Annotated in this window: 24 protein-coding genes; 5 read left to right on the top strand and 19 right to left on the bottom strand. The window is 34.7% G+C overall.

Translation table 11 applies throughout. From position 1 onward, the window contains the following. Positions 1 to 38: 38 nt before the first annotated feature. The 8 genes from EGX95_RS27645 to EGX95_RS27610 all read right to left on the bottom strand — a co-directional run bounded on the left by EGX95_RS27645 (position 39) and on the right by EGX95_RS27610 (position 4,335). Entirely contained in the window at positions 39 to 1,211 is a 1,173-nt protein-coding gene (locus tag EGX95_RS27645) for a homogentisate 1,2-dioxygenase (RefSeq protein WP_000499916.1), read from the bottom strand. Next, the gene (locus tag EGX95_RS27640; RefSeq protein ID WP_000674030.1) at positions 1,177 to 2,133 is read right to left on the bottom strand and encodes a fumarylacetoacetate hydrolase family protein; all 957 of its coding nucleotides are present in this window, start codon (positions 2,131 to 2,133) and stop codon (positions 1,177 to 1,179) included. The genes EGX95_RS27645 and EGX95_RS27640 overlap by 35 nt, the downstream gene beginning before the upstream one ends. Positions 2,134 to 2,199: 66 nt before the next feature. Then, positions 2,200 to 3,318: a 4-hydroxyphenylpyruvate dioxygenase gene (hppD, locus tag EGX95_RS27635; RefSeq protein WP_000810913.1), complete on the bottom strand. Its 1,119-nt coding sequence runs from the start codon at positions 3,316 to 3,318 to the stop codon at positions 2,200 to 2,202. Positions 3,319 to 3,627: 309 nt separating this feature from the next. After that, complete coding sequence (locus EGX95_RS27630) at positions 3,628 to 3,747, bottom strand: DUF3948 family protein (RefSeq protein WP_001993573.1); 120 nt, start codon at positions 3,745 to 3,747, stop codon at positions 3,628 to 3,630. Positions 3,748 to 3,780: 33 nt separating this feature from the next. Then, a complete protein-coding gene (locus EGX95_RS27625) occupies positions 3,781 to 3,888 on the bottom strand; it encodes a DUF3948 family protein (protein WP_000664237.1) in 108 nt (35 codons plus the stop codon). Between the two features lie 39 nt (positions 3,889 to 3,927). Further along, positions 3,928 to 4,035: a DUF3948 family protein gene (locus EGX95_RS27620; protein WP_000664237.1), complete on the bottom strand. Its 108-nt coding sequence runs from the start codon at positions 4,033 to 4,035 to the stop codon at positions 3,928 to 3,930. 42 nt (positions 4,036 to 4,077) lie between these two features. Beyond that, positions 4,078 to 4,185, bottom strand: coding sequence for a DUF3948 family protein (locus tag EGX95_RS27615; protein WP_000664237.1), 108 nt, complete (start codon positions 4,183 to 4,185; stop codon positions 4,078 to 4,080). A 42-nt stretch (positions 4,186 to 4,227) separates the two neighbouring features. Continuing rightward, positions 4,228 to 4,335 carry a DUF3948 family protein gene (locus EGX95_RS27610; protein WP_000664237.1) on the bottom strand — a complete coding sequence of 36 codons (108 nt, stop codon included), beginning with the start codon at positions 4,333 to 4,335 and terminating at the stop codon, positions 4,228 to 4,230. A gap of 450 nt (positions 4,336 to 4,785) precedes the next feature. Here EGX95_RS27610 and EGX95_RS27600 point away from each other — a divergent pair, with 450 nt between their 5' ends. Next, positions 4,786 to 5,658 (top strand): Cof-type HAD-IIB family hydrolase, encoded by an 873-nt coding sequence (locus EGX95_RS27600; RefSeq protein WP_000766405.1) that lies wholly within the window; start codon positions 4,786 to 4,788, stop codon positions 5,656 to 5,658. 37 nt (positions 5,659 to 5,695) lie between these two features. Here EGX95_RS27600 and EGX95_RS27595 read toward each other — a convergent pair whose 3' ends face one another. From EGX95_RS27595 to EGX95_RS27570, 6 genes are all read right to left on the bottom strand, one after another. Beyond that, complete coding sequence (locus EGX95_RS27595) at positions 5,696 to 6,661, bottom strand: ABC transporter ATP-binding protein (RefSeq protein WP_001294512.1); 966 nt, start codon at positions 6,659 to 6,661, stop codon at positions 5,696 to 5,698. Then, positions 6,658 to 7,638 (bottom strand): ABC transporter ATP-binding protein, encoded by a 981-nt coding sequence (locus EGX95_RS27590; protein WP_000030788.1) that lies wholly within the window; start codon positions 7,636 to 7,638, stop codon positions 6,658 to 6,660. The genes EGX95_RS27595 and EGX95_RS27590 overlap by 4 nt, the downstream gene beginning before the upstream one ends. A 10-nt stretch (positions 7,639 to 7,648) precedes the next feature. Next, positions 7,649 to 8,572, bottom strand: coding sequence for an oligopeptide ABC transporter permease (gene opp4C / locus EGX95_RS27585; protein ID WP_000451073.1), 924 nt, complete (start codon positions 8,570 to 8,572; stop codon positions 7,649 to 7,651). Positions 8,573 to 8,584: 12 nt separating this feature from the next. Then, positions 8,585 to 9,541 (bottom strand): ABC transporter permease, encoded by a 957-nt coding sequence (locus EGX95_RS27580; protein WP_000860750.1) that lies wholly within the window; start codon positions 9,539 to 9,541, stop codon positions 8,585 to 8,587. A 103-nt stretch (positions 9,542 to 9,644) separates the two neighbouring features. Then, a complete protein-coding gene (locus tag EGX95_RS27575) occupies positions 9,645 to 11,372 on the bottom strand; it encodes an ABC transporter substrate-binding protein (RefSeq protein WP_000730684.1) in 1,728 nt (575 codons plus the stop codon). A gap of 242 nt (positions 11,373 to 11,614) precedes the next feature. Beyond that, positions 11,615 to 13,315, bottom strand: coding sequence for an ABC transporter substrate-binding protein (locus EGX95_RS27570; protein WP_000799896.1), 1,701 nt, complete (start codon positions 13,313 to 13,315; stop codon positions 11,615 to 11,617). Between the two features lie 237 nt (positions 13,316 to 13,552). On the opposite strand from EGX95_RS27570, the gene EGX95_RS27565 reads away from it, so the two are divergent. Further along, complete coding sequence (locus EGX95_RS27565) at positions 13,553 to 13,750, top strand: hypothetical protein (protein WP_000369262.1); 198 nt, start codon at positions 13,553 to 13,555, stop codon at positions 13,748 to 13,750. A gap of 244 nt (positions 13,751 to 13,994) precedes the next feature. Here EGX95_RS27565 and abc-f read toward each other — a convergent pair whose 3' ends face one another. Next, positions 13,995 to 15,875 carry a ribosomal protection-like ABC-F family protein gene (gene abc-f / locus EGX95_RS27560; RefSeq protein WP_000150893.1) on the bottom strand — a complete coding sequence of 627 codons (1,881 nt, stop codon included), beginning with the start codon at positions 15,873 to 15,875 and terminating at the stop codon, positions 13,995 to 13,997. Positions 15,876 to 15,999: 124 nt separating this feature from the next. Continuing rightward, positions 16,000 to 16,134, bottom strand: coding sequence for an RAxF-45 family protein (locus tag EGX95_RS30015; protein WP_000830642.1), 135 nt, complete (start codon positions 16,132 to 16,134; stop codon positions 16,000 to 16,002). Positions 16,135 to 16,553: 419 nt separating this feature from the next. Between EGX95_RS30015 and EGX95_RS27555 the strand changes: the two genes are divergently transcribed. Next, positions 16,554 to 16,682, top strand: coding sequence for a hypothetical protein (locus EGX95_RS27555; protein WP_002026849.1), 129 nt, complete (start codon positions 16,554 to 16,556; stop codon positions 16,680 to 16,682). Positions 16,683 to 16,714: 32 nt separating this feature from the next. Then, entirely contained in the window at positions 16,715 to 17,611 is an 897-nt protein-coding gene (locus EGX95_RS27550; protein ID WP_002081673.1) for a DUF4931 domain-containing protein, read from the top strand. Positions 17,612 to 17,622: 11 nt separating this feature from the next. Here the strand turns inward: EGX95_RS27550 and EGX95_RS27545 are convergent, their stop codons facing one another. After that, positions 17,623 to 18,156 carry a transglycosylase SLT domain-containing protein gene (locus EGX95_RS27545; RefSeq protein ID WP_000713259.1) on the bottom strand — a complete coding sequence of 178 codons (534 nt, stop codon included), beginning with the start codon at positions 18,154 to 18,156 and terminating at the stop codon, positions 17,623 to 17,625. Between the two features lie 251 nt (positions 18,157 to 18,407). Between EGX95_RS27545 and EGX95_RS27540 the strand changes: the two genes are divergently transcribed. After that, positions 18,408 to 20,057, top strand: coding sequence for a DUF2334 domain-containing protein (locus EGX95_RS27540; protein WP_000759015.1), 1,650 nt, complete (start codon positions 18,408 to 18,410; stop codon positions 20,055 to 20,057). A gap of 140 nt (positions 20,058 to 20,197) precedes the next feature. On the opposite strand, the gene EGX95_RS27535 is transcribed toward EGX95_RS27540, so the two are convergent. Together EGX95_RS27535 and EGX95_RS27530 are read right to left on the bottom strand one after the other, a co-directional pair. Beyond that, entirely contained in the window at positions 20,198 to 20,962 is a 765-nt protein-coding gene (locus EGX95_RS27535; RefSeq protein WP_000871071.1) for a TatD family hydrolase, read from the bottom strand. A gap of 745 nt (positions 20,963 to 21,707) precedes the next feature. Continuing rightward, positions 21,708 to 22,064 carry a YxeA family protein gene (locus tag EGX95_RS27530; RefSeq protein WP_000728419.1) on the bottom strand — a complete coding sequence of 119 codons (357 nt, stop codon included), beginning with the start codon at positions 22,062 to 22,064 and terminating at the stop codon, positions 21,708 to 21,710. Positions 22,065 to 22,151 lie beyond the last annotated feature (87 nt).

The following is a 22,151-nucleotide window of genomic DNA, read 5'->3' as shown; positions in this document are numbered from 1 at the left end:
AAAGGCATGCTCTGTTATTGAGCATGCCTTTTTTTTACTTATTTCACAGTATATGATCCCTCTTCAATCCAGCTATACATATATTTTTCATCTTCTGTTTCATGTGCTTGTTTTACAATACGAAGCGGACGGAATGTATCTATCATAACAGCTAATTCAAGCGTTTCTTTTTTCCCTATACTCGCCTCTGTTTTCCCAGGATGTGGCCCGTGAGGAATGCCGCTCGGATGAAGTGTAATAGACCCTTCCTCCACACCTTTTCGGCTCATAAAGTTACCTTCTACATAGTACAGTACTTCATCACTATTCACGTTACTATGATAATACGGTGCCGGAATAGATTCTGGATGATAGTCATATAAACGTGGTACAAAAGAACAAATAACGAAATTGTGACCCTCGAACGTTTGATGTACTGGAGGTGGCTGATGAATACGACCTGTAATTGGTTCAAAGTCCTCTACATTAAAGACCCACGGATATAAATAGCCATCCCAACCAACAACATCTAACGGATGATGTCCTAAAACATGTTTATGCATATATCCCCTCGACTTTGTCATTACGACAAACTCACCTTTTTCATCATACGTCTCTAATTTTTCAGGACCACGAATATCTCTCTCACAAAACGGACTATGCTCTAGCAATTGTCCATATTCATTACGATAGCGACGCGGTGTTGTAATTTGACTATTTGCCTCTACAACAAGAAACTTAGTCTCTCCTTCATCTGGAATAACACGATAAATCGTTCCAATTGGAATTGTTACATAATCGCCTTTTCGATAATGAATCGTTCCAAACATCGTTTCAATTTTTCCTGTTCCGTAATGGACAAACAACATTTCATCGCCATCACCATTACGGTAGAAATAGTCCATTTTTTCTGTTGGGCTCACTACTCCGATTAATAAATCCTCATTCCCAAGTATAAAGTTTCTTCCGCTTACTGCATCACCACTTTTTTTATTTTCTTTCGTGCGAAAGTGACGATGAGAAAGAGCAACATCTTCTTCATACTGCAACTGACAAGAATGAGATAATGCCGCATGCCCTACTTCCGTTGGCATATAATGATGGTACAAAATAGATTGCGTACCAGAAAAACCTTTTGTTCCCATTACCTGCTCACGATAAAGCGACCCATCTTTTTTACGGAATTGTACATGTCGTTTATGAGGTAGCTCCCCCATGTGACGATAAAACATGCCCATCACCTGCTTCCCTTTCTATTTTGACCGTATTACGTAATGTACCTAAACCAGTAATCGTAAGTTCTACCACATCACCATCTTGTAACCACTCTTCTGTGCCTAGTTCTAAAATGCAACCTGTTCCTACTGTTCCAGAACCAATCACATCGCCTGGATATAACGTAACGTCTTCCGAAGCACGTTCAATCATTTCAGCAAATGTATAGTAAATATCTCGGAAGTTCCCTTTTGATAATAGCTTTCCATTTACATGAGCAGTCATCTCTAACTCATAACGGTCACCATTACGATAAATATCTAGTTCCTCTTTCGTAACAAGGTACGCTCCTAATGAAGTTGCAAAATCTTTTCCTTTCGCTGGACCAAGTCCTACCTTCATTTCTGTTGCTTGTAAGTCCCTTGCACTCCAATCATTCATAATACAATAACCAAAAATGTATTCCTCTGCTTGCTCACGAGAAATATTTCTTCCTTCTTTCCCAATTACGCAAGCAATCTCTAACTCATAATCAAGTTTTTTAGATTTCTTCGGACTAATTACAACATCATCTGGACCAATTACAGCACGATGGTTCGTAAAATAAAAAACCGGAATATCGTACCATTCAGGTACAACATCTAACCCTCTTCGGCTACGTGCCGTTTTTACGTGCTGTTCAAATGCATAAAAATCCCTAATACTACTCGGATTAGGAATCGCTGCTGCTAATTGCACTTCCTCTAAAGAATATATGCCCTTTTCCGGATTATTAATATTACGCAACACTTCTACATACTCATCCGCTTTCTCTAAAAAGGCGAACATAGAAGAAGGTAATTTTCCACCACTAGCAAGATTCATATCGATTACTTTGTCACCTTCAAGCCATCCAGCTCGCATTTCTTTTGAAGGAAGACGAAATGTAACAAATTTCATCATGATTCCTCCTTATGAAAATGAAATTTCCACCAGCAAAAGAATGATTGCTGGTGGATATAAATTTTATAAATTCCCGCGACGCTCTTGTTCTCTTTCAATTGATTCGAATAACGCTTTAAAGTTTCCTTCTCCAAATCCACGAGAACCTTTACGCTGAATGATTTCAATAAATAAAGTTGGACGATCTACAATTGGTTTCGTAAAGATTTGTAGTAAGTATCCTTCATCATCGCGATCTACTAAAATCTTTAATTCTTTCAACTTATCAATTTCCTCATCAATTTTTCCAACTCGTGCAGTTAACTCATCATAATAAGTATCTGGTGTATCTAAAAACTCCACACCATTTGCACGTAGCGCTTCTACTGTTTTAACAATGTCATTTGTTAGTAAAGCAAGATGCTGTACACCTGCTCCATTATAAAACTCTAGATATTCTTGAATTTGTGATTTTCTCTTTCCATCCGCTGGCTCGTTAATAGGGAACTTAATACGACTTCCATTTGTCATAACCTTCGACATTAATGCTGAATACTCTGTACTAATATCATCATCATCAAAATGGATCATTTGTTTAAAGCCCATAACGTTCTCGTAATAACTAACCCACTCTTCCATCTTTTCAACATTACCAACTACATGGTCTACAGCAATTAAACCTGACTCTTCAAATGGAATATCAAACTCAGCCTTTTGGAATCCTGGCATAAATGTCCCTTTATAATTTTTACGCTCTACAAGCGTATGAATTGTATCACCATACGTACCAATAACTGCTTTTTTCAATGTACCGTTCTCATCTGTTAACTCTACAGGCGGAGCAATTGCGACGGCACCACGTTTCACCGCTTCTGAGTATGCTTTATCAACATCATCAACAAGTAATGCCACATCTTTCACGCCATCACCATGAGTCTTTACAAACTCTGCAATACGATTGTCACTACTTAAAGCCCCAGACACAACGAAACGCATATTTTTTTGCACAAGAACATAAGATACTTTTTCACGATTACCAGTTTCTAATCCAGAGTAAGCCACAATTTTGAATCCGAATGCTCTCGCAAGATAGTAACTTGATTGCTTTGCATTTCCTACGTAAAACTCCAAATGATCTACATCACGTACTGGAAAAAAGTCCTCCATTTGTGCAGCTAGCGTATCCATAGATTTTTGTTTCATAAAATCCTCATCCCCCTGTAAATAGATTAAATGGTTCATACTTAAAACCAACCGAAAACGCTTCCAACATTAATTGATAGAAATTAGTTAGCAAGCTAACAAATTCTGACCTTTAAAATTTTCTATCTTTTCTGTCAAATTCCTCTTTTTTTCTTACATATAAAATTCGACTTTTTTCTCTTTAAAATAAAGGGGGCTATTCATACTTGAAGGGATATATAGAAGAAAAATAAAAAAGACTCCAACATATTAATTACTTACTAATATGCTAGAGTCTTTATTTTTTTTGAATGATTGTATTTATATGTCTCATACTAATACTTTTGCAAGGAATAGAATAAATGATGTTAATACTACCGCTCCACCTAATGATCCTAATAAATCTGTTTTTGTTACTTGTAACACTTGCTCACCGTTCATATTCCTCATTCTCCTTTCATTTTGTATAATGTAAAACTTCTATTATACTAATACACTTGATAGAAATACGATTAATGCTGTTAATACTACCGCTCCACTTGCTGATCCTACGAAGTCACCTTTTGTTACTTGTAATACTTGCTCTTTCATTTTGCATTCTCCTCTCTTTTTCTTTTTACAAAACTTCTATTATACTAATACGCTTGATAAGAATACGATTAATGCTGTTAATACTACTGCTCCACTTGCTGATCCTACGAAGTCACCTTTTGTTACTTGTAATACTTGCTCTTTCATTTTGCATTCTCCTCTCTTTTTTCTTTTGTTACAAAGTTTTTATTATACTAACACGCTTGATAGAAATACGATTAATGCTGTTAATACTACTGCTCCACTTGCTGATCCTACGAAGTCACCTTTTGTTACTTGTAATACTTGCTCTTTCATTTTGCATTCTCCTCTCTTTTTTCTTTTGTTACAAAGTTTTTATTATACTAACACGCTTGATAGAAATACGATTAATGCTGTTAATACTACCGCTCCACTTGCTGATCCTACGAAGTCACCTTTTGTTACTTGTAATACTTGCTCTTTCATATTATGTATCCTCCTTTTTAATAAGTTATCTATATGTAATTTCTAAGAAATGTTTATTTCATAGTTTTTATGTTGACGTTACATTAAATTTAATAACGTAACGTTTGTAACATTAATGTAACATAACTATTGTTACGTTGCAATATAATTACGTAAATTTTATTACACTTTTTTTACGTTTTTTTATAAACACCTTCAAAAACCTTGATTTAATGCATTTTCTACTAAATCCATATTTGTAACATTCATGTAATATTACAGTCATATAACGAAACATCCCTATACCTACCTCTACTTTTGTTACAAAGTAAGATAAATCTTTCATTAATAAAGTGGAATCTATCAAATTCTTACTGATAGTTCATGAGAGATAAAATACAATCTTTCCAAGATAAGTTTATATGTTTCCTTTATATAACTATGTATAATAAGAACAAAGAGGTGGTCATTTTGAAATTAATCGCATTAGATATGGATGGTACACTACTATCATCTAATCTTGAAATCTCCAAAGAGAACTTACAAGCTATCCAAACTGCAAAAGAGGCTGGTCATATTGTCATGATTTGTTCTGGCCGTGCAAAAGAGGATGCTTTGAAATTATTGGAAGAGTATAAACTATCTCTTCCAGTTGGAGCAAGCAATGGGGCAATTGTTTATGTGGATGGAGAAGTAATTAACTCGCGTTGTATACAAAACGACAAAGTGTACAAACTTGCAAAATTACTAGAATCTGAAGGCTTTCCTTATAAGCTATATACAAATAAAGGAGTTTATTCTCCATATACATGGCAAGATCAAGTTATGCAAGCGTTCGAAGAAAACAAGCATGCACTAGATGTTACGCTTGAGGAACTTGAAAGAATTACAGAAAAACAAAAGAAATCAAACTTAATTACTGATTTCCAAAAAATAGAAGATGTTGTAAATAATCCAGAATTAGAAATATCTAAATTCTTTATTTTGACATTTAACGCAGTGCATCGCGCACAGCTATTAAGTATGTTACAAGAAGATACTGATATTATGGTTACAGCATCTGCTCCTACTAATTTAGAAATTATGGACAAGAATGGACATAAAGGAAATGGACTGAAACAAATGGCAGCCCATTTTAATATACCAATTGAAGATACAGTTGCTATCGGTGACAATTTTAACGATGTACCCATGTTAGAAGCAGCTGGTTTATCAGTTGCAATGGGAAACGCTGAAGAAGATGTAAAAAAACTATGTGACGTTGTAACATTAACAAACAATGAACATGGTGTTGCTCATGCAATCGAACAATTTGTATTGAAACAAACTTCATCTAGTAAATAAAAAAGGGACTCTTTCTATTTGAAAGAGTCCTTCTCTTTTATACATGATGACAAGCAACAAAATGCTCCTCACCAACATTACGAAATTCAGGTACCGTTTGTTTACAAATATCTGTTGCAAACGGGCAACGTGTATGAAAACGACACCCCGAAGGTGGATTCGCTGGACTTGGAATGTCACCCTCTAGTATGATTCTCTCTCGCTTCACTGTTGGATCTGGTATTGGAACAGCGGATAACAATGCTTTCGTATACGGATGAAGTGGATTCGTAAATAACTCATCACGCGGCGCTGTTTCCACAATCGTTCCTAAATACATAATTCCAATCTTCGTACATAAGTGCTCTACTACGCTTAAATCATGTGAAATGAACAAATAAGATAATCCCTTTTTCTCCTGTAGCTCACTAAATAAATTAATGATCTGTGCTTGAATAGATACATCTAATGCTGCCACAGGTTCGTCAGCTACAATAAATTCTGGGTTTAATACCATAGCTCTTGCAATAACGATACGTTGGCGTTGTCCACCCGAAAATTCATGAGGGTACCGATCAATATGATATGGGGCTAAGCCACATAACTCTAATACTTCTGTCACTTTTTCACGAACATTTTCTTTCGTCGCTAATCCGTGAGCTAACATCGGTTCACCAAGCGCTTCCCCAATTCTCATTCTCGGATTTAATGAGCTAAATGGATCTTGGAAGACAAGTTGCATATTAGGACGATGTTTTCTCAATTCTTCCTTAGATAAAGAGTGAACATCTTGCCCTTTAAACTTCACTTCCCCTTCCGTTTTTTGGACGAGACGTAAAATTGTTTTTCCTATCGTCGTTTTTCCGCTTCCCGATTCACCAACGAGGCCGAATACTTCACCTTTATTAATAGTAAAACTTACTCCATCAACTGCTTTTACATGTCCAACCGTTCTACTAAATATGCCGCCTTTAATTGGAAAATATGTTTTTAAGTTTTTTACTTCTAATAATGGTTCACTCATTGTTTCGCACGCTCCTCATATAACCAGCAAGCAACTTTATGATTCTCATCATGTACATTCAAACTTGGCGCTTCTTCTTTACATATTTCCATACAATGCTCACAACGGCCGCTAAAGTAGCAAAACTCATCCAAACCAACTAAATTAGGAACTTGCCCTGGAATAGAATATAGTTTATCTATTCGTTTTCCCATCACTGGTTTTGATTTTAACAAACCTTTCGTATACGGGTGTTTCGGATTTTGGAATATTTCTAGTACTGGTGCTTCTTCAATAACTTTCCCGCCATACATAACGACAACGTAATCCGCCATTTCTGCTACAACGCCTAAATCATGTGTAATTAATAAAATGGATGTTTTAAATTCCTCTTTTACTTGTCTTAATAAATCTAATATTTGAGCTTGAATCGTAACATCAAGAGCCGTTGTTGGTTCATCCGCAATTAATAACTTAGGATTACAACTAAGTGCAACAGCAATCATAATTCGTTGTAACATACCACCGCTCAGTTCGTGTGGATAAGAATGGACGATTTCATCCGCACGAGCTATGCCGACTTTACGAATTAACTCAATCGCCTTCTTATATGCTTCATTTTTACTAAGCAGTTCATGCTCCCTTAACGTCTCTACAATTTGTTCCCCTACAGTAAAGACTGGATTTAGCGATGTCATCGGTTCTTGGAAAATCATCGCAATATCATTCCCTCGTAAACTACGAAGCTCTTTTTCTTTCATTCCTAAAAGACTTTTTCCTTCATATAAAATGTCTCCGCCTACTACACTACCTGATTCAGCAATAAGTCCCATAATAGATAAAGCCGTTACACTTTTCCCGCAACCAGATTCACCTACAACACAAACAGTTTCACCTTCTCGAACAGAAAAACTAACATGATTCACAGCTTTTACTGTTCCTTCTTCTGTCTGAAAGTGTGTTTGTAAATCTTTCAGCTCTACTACTGCTTTACTCATATTCCCTCACCTACCGTCTCATCTTTGGATCTAACGCATCACGAAGTGCATCACCAAGTAAATTAATGGATACAACTGTTATAAAGATTGCAAAACCAGGCGGAATCCATAACCATGGGCGCTTTTGAAAATCAATTAATGAGTTCGCTGCGCTAATCATATTCCCCCATGATGGTGTAGGTGGGACAACGCCGAGACCTAAGTAGCTTAGTGCGGACTCTCCTAAAATAGAACCTGCAACGCCTAATGTGGATACAACAATTAATATTGGTAAAACATTAGGAATTAAGTGATAGATAATTTTCCGGTAATCTTTTATCCCTAACACATCAGCAGCTTGCATAAACGCTTGCTCTCTAAGTGATAAAATTTGACCTCTTACAAGACGCGCAAGCCCCGGCCAACCTACTAAACTTAAAATAATCATAATGACATATAGACGATAATCAGATGGTACTTTCCACTCTGATAAAATCGCTCCCATTATAATAAGTAATGGTAATCCTGGCATCGACATTAAAATATCGGCAAGACGCATAATAATATTATCAACGATGCCGCGATAAAATCCTGCAATAGCCCCTAATACAGCTCCTAATATCACTGATAAAACCATAGAAGCTAGGCCAATCGTTAATGAGATTCGTCCCGCTTGCATAAGCCTCGTTAAAATATCTCTTCCCAATTGATCTGTACCGAGCCAATGAGAAAAACTAGGTGGTTTGTTAATTAACGTAACTTGTATTTTTCCTGATGCATACGGCGAAAAGAACGGACCGATAAAACAAAATATAAACATAAAAATTAATGCATACAATCCTACGAGCGCCATCTTATTTCTTTTTATCTTTTTAAGAGCTTGTCGCCATGGCGATGATTCATTTTTTCTTCTATTTTTTTCTTTCTTCTCTTTAATTACTGTAACAGTTTCCATCTCATTCCCCCCTTACTTCAACCGAATTCGCGGATCAACAACTGCATATACGATATCTGCGAAAAAGTTTGAAACGATTGTTAAACAAGAAAGAAACATCGTAAATGCCATCAATACTGTATAATCACGGAAATTTAGTGCTTCCAATTGAATACCGCCAATCCCTGGCCAGTTAAAAATTTGTTCAATAATAATCGCTCCAGAAAACAATCCAGGTAACTCAAACGCAAGCAATGTAATAGCCGGTAAAATGGCGTTTTTTAATGCATGTTTATAAATAACAGTCTTCTCTTTTAACCCTTTTGCTCGTGCCGTTCGTATGTAATCTTGTCTTACAACCTCTAACATACTCGTTCTAAAGTAGCGAGTTAATGAGCCCACACCAAGAAGAGTCAAAATAAATACCGGTAAAACCATATGCTTTGCAACTTCTATCACATAAGCGAATCCAGTTGAATTACTACCAACATCAATCATTCCACCTATTGGCAATAAATTAAGATCTACTGCGAACACCTTAATTAGAAACAGACCTATAAAAAATGAAGGAAATGACATTGCTGCAAAGATACCAATTGTTACAAGCTTATCGAATAAAGAATGTTGCTTCGTCGCTGAAAATACACCGATAATAAGTGCGATTAGCCAAATAAAAAACAATGCAACAATTGCTACAATAAAAGAGTTCCAAATAAATTTATTTAATAGTGATGTTACAGGTTCTTGATATTGAAGCGAAAAACCAAAGTCTCCTTGTAACGCATTACCTAGCCAGTGAAAATAGCGTTCAACAATTGGCTTATTTAATCCGTACAATTCCCGAAGCTCTTCCGCCCTTTGCGGTGTAATCTTAGGATTCGAATCAATATAATCCCCTGGAAGAAGTGCGAACAGGAAGAAAATAACAACTGACGTTCCCAAAAGTGTAGGAATCATTTGTAACAACCTACGAACGATATACGTTTTCACCCTTTTTCTCTCCAATCTTATGCTTAAAATAGAAGAACATTTTTTCGAATCAGCATATTACTAGCCGAATGAAAAAATGTCTTCTACTTATACATTCTTCTCGTTATTTCTCAATAGATAATACTGGTGAGTTCGAACTAATACTGTCATACTTCTCAGGATCAATCCCTTTAATGTTTCCATTGTAAGCTGTGATGACTCTGCGATAATTCAATAAAATTACTGGCGGATCATCGCTTAGTTCTTTGTACAGTTCTTTGTAAATTGGTTTACGTTTCTCAATATCTACAGTTTCAATTCCTTTTTTAATTAATGCATCTACTTTTTCATTTTTATAACCTAAGGTATTATCATCACCTTCTGAGGAGTAACCACTTACAGTTTCACTTGGATCTGTTGTAATTGGTGTTGCAACTGAAGCTAAATCATAATCGCCTTTTTTCACTTTTGACAGCATCGTATTGAAATCCATAAATTCAGGATTGAACTCAACACCTAATTCTTTATAGTTCTCTTTTGCTATCGGAATAAACAAATCACCGTCTTTTGCTGAACTTGCACCATAATACGTTAATTTAAGCTTTTGACCATCTTTTTCACGAATTCCGTCTGAACCAGCTTTCCATCCAGCTTCATCTAATAATTTCTTCGCCTTATCTAAGTTATATTCGTACTTATTAATCCCCTCTTCTGTATAAGCCCAAGATGTTGGATGAATTGGAACATTAGCTACTGTACCGTATCCTTTGAAAGCTGTATCTACATATTTTTTACGATCCAAACCATAAATAAGAGCTTGACGAACTTTCTTATCTTTTAAATACGGTTTTTTACTATTCATTCTTATATAACTAAATGAAGAAGCCGTCTCTATTTCAACATTTGCAAACTGCAAACTCTTCACTTGTTCTAAAATTTCATCCCCGTAACCTACTCCTGTATAATCTATCTCACCTGTTTGGAATAATTGGAATTTTGTATCTGGTGAAGTAATCTTATAAATAAAGTTTTGAATTTTTGGTTTACCTGCATAATAATTTTCATTTGCTGTAAAACGAACTTCCTGTCCTGGAATATATTTTTCAAACTTATATGGTCCCGCAGCTATCGGTTTCCCATATAACTCTTTTAAATAATCTAAACTAGTATTTTGCTTATATTCTTTTCCATAATAAGCTTTTGATAATACTGGACCACCTAAAGCAATTAGCGCTTGTGAGTTAACTTTTTCAGTCGTAACTTTAATTGTTTGTGGATCAACAACTTGAATCCCTTCAATAGACGTCGCTTTTCCTTCTTTATATTCCTTACCACCTTTAATTGCATATTGTGAAATATCATCGCCACCTTCATAAGCTTTATCATGTAGAAGTGATAATGTAAATGCTACATCGTCAGCAGTTAATGGCGATCCATCACTAAATTTCAAGTCTTTGCGTAAATGAAATGTATATGTTAATTGGTCTGAAGAGACATCCCATTTCTCGGCAAGATCTGGTATAGGTTTCCCTTGTTTATCTGTTGTAACAAGAGAGGCGAAAATAACCGATGTCACATTGCCATCCCAACCGTTCTCTTGAAAGTAAGGTAGGAAAACTCCCCCCGGCTTTGAGATACCAGAAATAAACGTATCTTTTCTATTTTTCGCCTTATCAGGTACTTTCGTCTTATCTGTAGCCGCAATTTTTTCAACTTTTATATTTTTTAAATCCTGCTGTTTAACCGGTTCTGTAGAAGCAGTATCTTCCTGTCCCCCACAAGCAGATAACACAAGCGAACTACTCAGTAATACCGAAAATACACCAGCCCATTTTTTTGTCTTTTTCTTCATTGTCCCCACCCTAACTTTTTAATAGTGATACCCTTTGAACTTATTACCTTATGTATGCCTCCCACAGCAACATTTATAGCCAATCGGAAAAGTCGGTTTTAATCGTAAAAAAATAGATGTTTTTGAGGGGTAACAATCCTATTCCGACCTTTCCGGTAGACTTTATGGTTATTAGCTTATATCTTCCGTTATATTTTGTCAATTCTTTCTAAATAAATATTTTTAAAATTTTTCAAAAATTATTATTCTATCTTTAATTTAGGTAAACTTAACAAAATACCGTTATAGTTATCTTCTTGTAACCCTTGAATGCGTGCATGATGTGCAGACACAACTTTACTATTATTTAAGAAGATTACAGGCGGATCTTCACTCAACTCCTGGTACAACTTTTTATAAATTTCTTTTCGTTTTTCAATATCTAATGTTTCTAGTGCCTGCTTCGCTAATTCATCTACTTTCGGATTATGGTACCCATCATAGTTTCGTTTACTTGTCGAAACAAACTCCTCAATTGTTCCACTCGGATCATCAATCATTGGCGTAGATACCATCGCTAAATCATAATCACCTTTTATCACTTTTGAAATCATCGTATTAAAGTCCATATATTCTGGGTTAAACTCTACACCAAGCTTTTTATAATTCTCTTTCATCACCGGGATCATTACATCATTTATTTTACTTGCAGAAGAAGCAAAATAACTTACCTTCAATTTTTGGCCATCTTTTTCGCGAATTCCATCTGAACCAGCTTTCCATCCAGCCTCATCCAATAATTTCTTTGCTTTCTCTAAGTTATACTCATATTTATTAATCCCTTCTTCTGTATACGCCCAAGAAACTGGCGTAATCGGTACATTAACGAGTGAAGCATAACCTTGGAAATACGTATCAATAACTTTTTGACGCTCTAATCCGTAAATAAATGCTTGGCGGACACGCTTATCTTTAAAGTATGGTTTCTTATAATTCATTTTAATGTAACCATAAGAGCTTCCTGTATATACATTAATATTGGCAAAACCTAAATCCTTTAACTGTTCAATCATCTCCGTGTTTGTCGTAAAACCATCATAATCTACTTCCCCGGCTTGAAATTGTTGTAGCTTTGTATCACCTTTTGAAATTTTATAAATAAAGTGCTCAATCTTCGGTTTTCCTTCAAAATAATTTTCATTAGCTACAAATCGAACCTCTTGACCAGGAATATATTTATCTAACTTATAAGCTCCTGCTCCCATCGGTTTTCCATACAACTCTTTTAAATACTCTAGGTGCCCTTGTTTATACTCTTTCCCGTAATAAGCTTTAGATATAACTTCTCCACCGATTAATGATAGTGTTTGAGCATTTACCTTTTCAGTCGTAATCGTAATTGTTTTCGGATCAATGACTTGAATTCCCTCAATAAAGGTTGCCTTTCCTTCTTTATACGCTTGCCCACCCTTTATTGCTGTTTGACTTATATCAGTCGCTCCACTATAAGTTGGATCGTGTAATAGCGTTAATGTAAATGCTACGTCATCTGCAGTTAGTGGTGATCCATCACTAAACTTTAAACCATCTTTCAAATAGAACGTGTATGTAAGCTGATCCTCCGAAATATCCCACTTCTTCGCTAAAATTGGAATTGGTTTTCCTTCCTTATCGAGTCCAACAAGAGGTGCAAAGATAGCTTGCGTTATATTACCATCCCATCCATTCTCCATAAAGTGCGGAAGGAATATCCCTCCAGGACTCGGCATTCCAACTACAAAAGTATCTTTTCTTTCTTTTGCTTTTACGGGACTTTTTGCTTTGTCGCTTGCCTGAATAAATTCATCTTTTACTTTCGGGACGTTCCTGGCCTCGTTTGTACTCGCTTCCTCTTGACCACATCCGGCTAGTAATACTGATACACTCAAAAATGTAGCAATTGCTCCTTTAAAAACATTTTTCATTGCACTATCACCTTTACCTTCCTAATTTTTAACGATGTAGGAACATAGGACTCCTTCCTGCAACTATATTCATTATTCCTATAAAAATAGTATGAATTAATTTCAAGATTATTCCTTTCCTTTAAACATGTCAACCGTTCTTTTTTATTTCGTATTAAAAAATTAAAAATTCACTTCTATTCGTTCCGTATGAAACATAGAATACTAATAACCAATTACCAAAAAGGGGGCGAAAACATGGACAACCTATTCCAATACGTCCTTCACTACGTATTATTAACAATTATGATAGTCGGGGCGCTATTACTATTCCCGTTCTTCCCAAAGTTCGTCCTCTTTTTAGCTTTTTTTATGATGCTCGGGATCGCTATTATCATTTCAACAAGGGAAGATACGACACAAAAAGAAAACAGAGTTCAGCGTGTAAAGCTGTAACTCTGTTTTTTGTTTTCAATCATGCTTTGCCGTTACACATACTTATGTCTCGGGAAATAATTAACCGATCTAAAAAGCTCCTAATACGATTTATGTTTCACAATCTATGCAAGTTACGAAACAAAGATTTATTAAATTTGCTGTTTCACGTGAAACACAACTTTTATTTATCTCTTAAAGCAAAACAGCAGTATAAAAAAGCGAATCCCTTCAGTAAAACTGAAAGGGATTCGCTTTTTAGTTTTCACTCCACAATATTCTCTAACTCATTATATAACTCCGCTCGTAACAACTCTTTCTTCGTTTTTTCTTCATACAATTGTTCAAGCATTTCAACATCAACTACTTGTTCCATCTTACACTCAAGCGTATATATATCTTCTTCAACATGCATTAACTCGGTTTCAATCTCCTCAATATTCCTAACTTCTTTCTTTTTTACAGGGACTGTTTCAATATTTTTTCTTCCTTGGCGTTGCTGCTTTATCACTTGCGTCTCGAACTTTTCCTCCCACTTTTGACGCGCCCATGCATAGTTCCCTGCAAACTCAAATAATTTACGCTCATCAATCCAATACGTCTTTTCAAATAACTTATTTAAAAAATAACGATCATGTGAAACAGCTAAAATTGTCCCATTATATTGTTCAAGAGCTTCCTCTAAAACTTCCCTTGATTCAATGTCGAGATGATTTGTCGGCTCATCTAAAATTAAAAAATTGATATCTTGATACATAAGTTGTGCAAGTCTTAACCTCATTTTTTCTCCACCGCTCAGTTGCGTTACTTTCTTAAACACCGCTGGACCATAAAATAAAAATTTAGCTAATATATGTCTCGCTTCTCCCTCTGTTACAGCTACACATTCCCTGAAAGCCTCCAATACATTACTCTTCATATTTCCGTACGCATGCTGGGATAAATAACCGATTTTCACACTACTTCCAATTCGAATTTCTCCAGCGTCTGGTTCTATTTCTTCTAATAATAACTTTAATAGCGTTGTCTTTCCTGTACCATTACGACCAACGATAGCTGCACGCTCTTGAAAACGAACATGTAAGTTTGCTTCGTTAAATAAAAGATGTTCCGCAAACCCTTTACTCACTTCTTTCATTACAACAACATCTTTTCCACTTCTCTCTTGCCCTTCAAACTGAAGTCCCATTTGTTTTCGTTCTAAAATAGGTTTCTTTAGTTTTTCCATACGTTCCAGTGCACGTTCCATACTTCTCGCTCTCTTATGCAATCCTTCATTCGGAGGATTCGCCTGATTTGCCCATTCACGCAGTCGCTTAATTGCTTCTTTCATTTTCTTTATTTTCTTTTGCTGTTCTTGATAAGCCTGAAACTCCTGAAGCAACCTTTCTTCCTTCTCTTCAACAAACCGAGAATAGTTTGTATGATACACGTGAATCTCTCCATCTTCTAAATCAAAGATCTTCGTTACAACTTCATCAAGGAAATAGCGATCATGTGAAATAACCATAACTGTTCCGTTGTATTCTTTTAAAAATTGCTCTAACCATTCGACTGCAAATAAATCTAAATGATTGGTTGGTTCATCTAATAAAAGTAAATCTGGTTTCTGCAACAGCATGTATGCAAGGCTTACTTTTGTTTGCTCCCCACCACTTATCTCCACAAATGATCGTGGGAATAGTTCTGTCACCTGTAAACCATTTGCTACCTTCATAATGTTCGCTTCGATTTCATAACCACCAAGAAACGCAAACTTTTCTTGGATGATTCCGTATCTCTCCATTAATTTTTGTAAAACAGAAGTTTCCTGTTCTTCCGCCATATGTTTTTCTAAAGTACGCATTTCTCTTTCTAATTCCTTTTCTATTTTAAAAGCGGAACTCAATACTTCATATACAGTCATACTCTCATCAAATTTCGAAATTTGTGCCACATGACCAATACGTGTACCTTTCTTCATATGAATGGCCCCTGCATCCAAACCTTCCATTCCAGTTAAAAGCTGAAAGATTGTTGTCTTCCCACTACCGTTACGACCAACTAATCCAACACGTTCACCATTCTTTATTTCAAGCGATATATTTTCAAATATGATGTTTCCACCAAAAGATTTCGTTACATTATTTACACTACAAATTGTCATTTTCCGTACTCCTTTCAATATAAAAAACCATGAGAAAGAAACATTCCCCATGGTTTTCGGCATAGAAAAAGGAAGCTAAATAGCTCCCTTTTCACACGTTTATTAAAAATGGGTGAAGAGATTTCTATCGTTCTATAGCTACTATGCAATTGTTAAAAAAGGACAGACGTATCCCGTTAACAACTACATCATGAAAAATCGCACGACAAAAATAGATAAAATCTAAAAATTTGGCACGTGCAGCTAAAGAACGTTTCATCTCATTCACCTCTTTCGTACGGAATTTAATACTTACTTCTTTATTATACTTTCCCATTTCATGTTTGAATAGTCATTTTTCTGAAAATAATGAAGATAGACTAAACATTTCAATAAGTGACATCAAATCTTACAAAACTGTTATGTTCACGTAATGGAAAGCGATAGTACGAAAAGATGCCTCCCTATACAATAAAGATGTAAACAAGAGAGACAACAAAAGGAGGAAACAATCATGATGAAAGAAATCGTAAAAGCAATCTTTGAGGTATTAGTGAACGGACAAGCAGTTGTAAAAGAACTAAATGAACTATAAAAAGGAGTGAAAGAATATGATGAACATGGTAAAAATGATTTTACACGCTCTAGTTGATGCAAAAGCAGTTAGCCAAGAATTAAACCAACAATAAAAAGGGGTATGTGAATATGAAGAAAGCCATTTTTGTAATCGCAAGTACAGCAATTGCCTTATACACAATAAAAAATAGAGAAAAGAAGCATAATAAAAACAATCTATATTATCCATACACATTATTAAAGAAAAAATAAAAGACAAGGTACCCTATCTTAATGAGGATATCTTGTCTTTTATTTTTTATATTCCCTTTAAAGGATTTTCTTCTCCTTATCCCGAATGTATTAAGCGGGATTTTTACACATATTTTAAAGGGGCATATATACAAATGGATACACAACAACTATACTTTTTAAACGATATTGGCAAACAAAAACCAGAAAGCATCCGGAATAGAAGCGCTGCATGTCCTTTTTGTGACAGAGAAAATTTAACGGATATTTTAGCAATTGAGGGCTCAATTATTTGGCTAAAAAACAAATTTCCTACATTAAAAGATACATTTCAAACGGTGCTAATCGAAACAGATAATTGTGAAGACCATATTGCGACATATACAGAAGAACATATGAAATCGCTAATTCGTTTCTCCATTAAACATTGGTTAGATTTACAGAAAAATAAAGAATTCACATCTGTAATTTTATACAAAAATCATGGTCCATTCTCAGGTGGAAGTTTGCATCATGCGCACATGCAGATTATTGGAATGAAATATGTAGACTACCTCAATAACGTAGAACAGGACAACTTCCAAGGCGTAATTGTTCAAAAAAACGAGCACATTGAACTCAATATTTCAGATCGTCCTATTATCGGTTTTACTGAATTTAATATCATCATTGAAGATATTGGATGCATAGATGAACTAGCAAATTATATTCAGCAAACTGTACGTTACATACTGACAGATTTCCATAAAGGATGTAGTAGTTATAACTTATTCTTCTATTACTTAAACGGAAAAATCATTTGTAAAGTTGTTCCTAGATTTGTCGTTTCACCGTTATATGTAGGATATAAAATACCGCAAGTTTCCACCAAACTAGAAGACGTAAAAATACAACTAGCAGCGTATTTCACAAAACAAAACGACGCGATTATCCACAAAAAAATAGAGTAGGTATCAAAAACCTACTCTTTAATTACACCTTTATTTCGATAGTACACATCTTCTAATCCGATGTTATACTTCATATTATTATCCGTCCACTCTGGCCCTAAATTCCCTGGCCATCCAGATGTATTTGCTATATATTTTAATAATGCAAAATCCGTCAAACCTTTTTGCACCCCGCGCTTATATCCTTTCATTAAATGCGGCATTGCAATTTGCGCATTTGTACGTGGATCTTTCAGCTCGTCATCAGTTAAATGATCCGGTGCAAGTCCACCACCGCGATGCAATTGAAACAATCCGAATGAAGTTCCGTTATCTCCAACACTTCTTGGATTTAATCGACTTTCATGTTCGGCAATTGTAAGAGGTATCCATTCTGGAAGATTGACTTTCTTTGCTTCCTCTATAATAATTTGTTTCATCTGTTTTGCTTCTTCTGAGTCAACATAGCTTGTCTCATTTACTAATTTCCCCATTCCTTCAGACTTTCCTTGGAAGTATAAGTACACTCCAAGAACAACTAAAAATCCTACAAAGAATTTCTTCACTACCTCTACCTCTTTCTCCGCTGAAATTTGTCCCCTTTCAGCCTTCTTCCCTTTACAATTACCCACATTCTATCATTCTCTTACTCTTTTATCATAGCAAATAACTATACATATTATCATCATGCTTTAGACTGATTTTGTGAAAAAACAGCTGGTAAATACGTGCAAAAATGTAACTTTCATAGACTGAAACGCATTTTTTGTATATAATTGTAAGCTGAATTCCAAATATAAACTAGGAGAATAATAATATGAAAAAATGGTTGCTACTCTTATTCAGTTTACTACTATTAATTCCTGTCCCTATTTCCGCACAAAAAAACGAAAATCCAAAAGTCCTTATTTTATACAGTTCGAACGATGATCAAATTACAAATGATACCCAAATACTTAATACACAAGTAGGACATTTTACTAATAACATAACAATCAAAAACATAAAACAGTTAGCTGAAATAACTGATAAATCTTCATATACACATGTTATTTACTTAGGTGAAAAACAAGAAGAACTTTCTACTGAAACAAAAGAATTTCTAGAAAGTTTCTCAGGGCCACTACTAGTTTTAGGTCAAAATATAGAACAATTATCCAATCGTTTTTCATTTATCACACTAAAAAATGAAGATATAAACTCTGATACAATTGAATATCCAACACGTAAACTAAAGAATACATTAGAAGAAGAACGATCCATTAAAAACCTTGATACAAATGGAAAAATTCTTGCCAATGCTTTAAAAGGAAGTACTACTTATCCATTAATTGTGCAACAAAATAATTCTTATTATATTGCAACTTCTAACCTCTTTGATTGGATATCTTATTATATTGGCGAAAGCCTATTTTCTTACTTTGGACAAAAACCAACGACAAATAAAGTGGAAGCTTATTTACGTCTGGAGGACGTTCATCCAGCCGCAGATATAAATCAATTAAAAGAAATTGCTGAATTACTAAAAGAGAAAAAGATGCCATACATGATCACTGTTATACCTGTATATACGGATCCAGAAACAGGTAAAACACTACATTTAAAAGATAAACCCGAACTAGTCGATCTTTTAGGCTCTATGCAAGATGATGGTGCAGCAATTATTATGCATGGTTATACTCACCAATTTTATGATAGTGAAACTGGTGAAGGTTTTGAATTTTGGGACGTAAAAACAGACCAACCAATTCGTCAACCGAAGCATGAAAAACCAAAAACAAAAGATGATTTCCCTAATATAGAGGCATATAATACATACGTAAAAAAAGGGGAAGAATTTGAAGAAAAATATACGACTGATCATATTGAAAAAGGCATTCAAGAACTTGTAGATGCCAAACTATATCCGGTCGCATTTGAAGCACCTCATTACACGATGTCTCAAAAAGGATATGAAATATTATCAAGATACTTTTCAACTTATGTAGGACAACTACAGTTAAGTGACACAACTTGGAAATCTATGCACTCTCCGGCATACAGAAGTACACCATCATTTTTACATGGCATGAAATTAATGCCTGAAACAGTTGGATTTATCGAAGAAGATAAACCACACGCTATTGCTAAAATGAAAGCAAATGCTGTATCTGTTGCCAAATTATCCGATGGAGTTATTGGTGCATTCTATCATCCTTACTTAGGTGTAAAACCATTAAAAGAAGTACTAAAGGATCTAGAAAGTATTCCAAATATAGAATGGATTGATTTACAAAAAGAAACGAATGAAGTGAAAATGAAAGATATTCATATCACTACTAATAAAGACGGCATTCACGTTGAAAAACCAACAAGCGCAAGTGACATAATAGATTATATAAAACAATATGGATTCTTCCTTATACTCGGTTTCCTCGTCATTGTCTTTCTCTTATTATTAAGACGTGCGAAAAAATTAGAATCCTAATACAAAACCACCAAGCAAAATGCTTGGTGGTTTTTTTAACTTAAACCAAAACGTGGCATATTATTAATAACCCATTGATTATGTTCATAAATAAATTCAACTTCTATTTCTCTATAATAAGAAGGGCTAAAATAACAATTCTATCCTTTCAAATAAAATTGAATCGTATTTTCATATATCGTTTCTGCAACCTTATCAACAGCTACGTTTTTTATAACACTAATTTCCTTTAATACTTCTCGAATCATTCTCGGATGTGTCATAACACCCTCTTGAAATTCCCACGGTCCATCTGTTTCTACCATCATATATTCAAGAGGATAATACGAAACAATTTTTCTAATCTTATCCTTATGTAAAACATCTGGCGTGATAGAAATGTAATACCCATTCCTTATCATCCGTTTCATTGTTGTTTCACTTCCTTTAAACCAATGAAAGTGTGCACGTGAAACTTTATATTTCTCCAGTAAATCACATACAATATCAGCGTCTTCATACACTGCATGCAATATAATTGGTAAATCATATTTACTAGCTAGTTCAACAAACCGTTGTAACACTGATATATACGAATTGATAGCAATGCGCTCATCTTCTTTTCTTAAATAATACGGTAAGCCAACTTCACCAATCGCAACTATATCATCTACATGCTCTTCAATTAATTTATAAATTTGCTCACATTCTTCTTTATGAATCGGTTGCTCCGGATGAAAACCTATTGCTGGATGTACAAAAGGATATAGTTTTGCTAAAGATAAAGTTTCTTTACATGATTGATAATTCATAGATACTGCAATAAGCCCCTTTATCTCTTTACTATGCTCCACATCTTTAAGTAATTTACTTTTCTCTTCATCCTTATATTGATCAACATGTATATGACTATCAATCCACTTCACCTTTATTCCCCCATAAAAAAAACAAGAAAGGATCTCCCTTCTTGTTTTGTCATCTATATTATTTAACAATTAAGTTTGTTATGATATCAAATAACCCAATACATACTACGGCAACAGTAAAGTAGCTACAGAAATCTTTAATTGGAAACTTCACTACTTCTTCTTTACGCATCCCATTCTTCTCCTTTCTTACTATATCCCTAATTATTTTTATCTATTTGTATTTATTATGCAAAAAATATGACAAATTTACTATCGAATTAACTTACGTAAACCTTACAATGTTGTAAGGTTTATAAAAAGGGCCTCATCTCCATACAGATGAGGCTATTAAAAAGTAGTTGGTTTTTCATTCTTCATTCATATTACAAACAGAAAGTAATACAGTGAGACTTTCTAATTACACTATATAAAATTCACTATCTTTTAACCATCGAATTACATTACAGAAGACTTACATGTTTGTAAGCTATGTGTAATGTAATTCGATAGTTTCTCTTACTGACATCTCGTACAATAAAGTTAGCAAGTAGGCCAAATAAGAAGAACACTCACATAACCAAATTACATTGCTAGTAGCTACTCTTCTTATACCTTTCACTCATGCTACTACAATGTACCCCCTTCCCCTTTATATATTAAAAAAAGCCTTAGTCCATATGGACTAAGGCTTTTTTTGCACACACCAAAATACCCCTACCTAGTATTTTTATTTTCGACAAAAAATAGGTGGGGGTATAATTCGCTATCTCATCGCTAAAAGTTTACTCTTTGCATTAATAGGAATATTTACAGCTTCAATTTCTTCAATTGACTCGCCGTAGCGTCCTTTTGCGTACACTTTTAATGTTTCATCTCTCTTTAACATATGCTTAACAGTCTTCTTTATTTTTTGTTCTCTTCCACGTTCGTCAAATGCAATAAATTCATATTCATACCACTCATCGCCAATATGCTGACCAATTGTATTCACAACCGTATAGTATTCTTTCGTCTTATAAAATGGATTATATTTATCGATAACCGGTCCAAGTTTCGTAGGTAGTAACATTATTACTATGACTATCATCGCTATTATAGTAGTGATCATTTTTTTCTTCATAATAAACATTCCTCCTCTGCAGGATATATATACATCCATTTTAAAAAGAAGGAATACAATCTACTATTGAATCTCATTACATTACAC

Origin of the sequence: Bacillus sp. FDAARGOS_527, from assembly GCF_003812125.1 — a bacterium.
Lineage (GTDB): Bacteria > Bacillota > Bacilli > Bacillales > Bacillaceae_G > Bacillus_A > Bacillus_A paranthracis.
The sequence above is the reverse complement of the archived record's forward strand: the minus strand, read 5'-3'. Positions and strand labels throughout refer to the sequence as shown.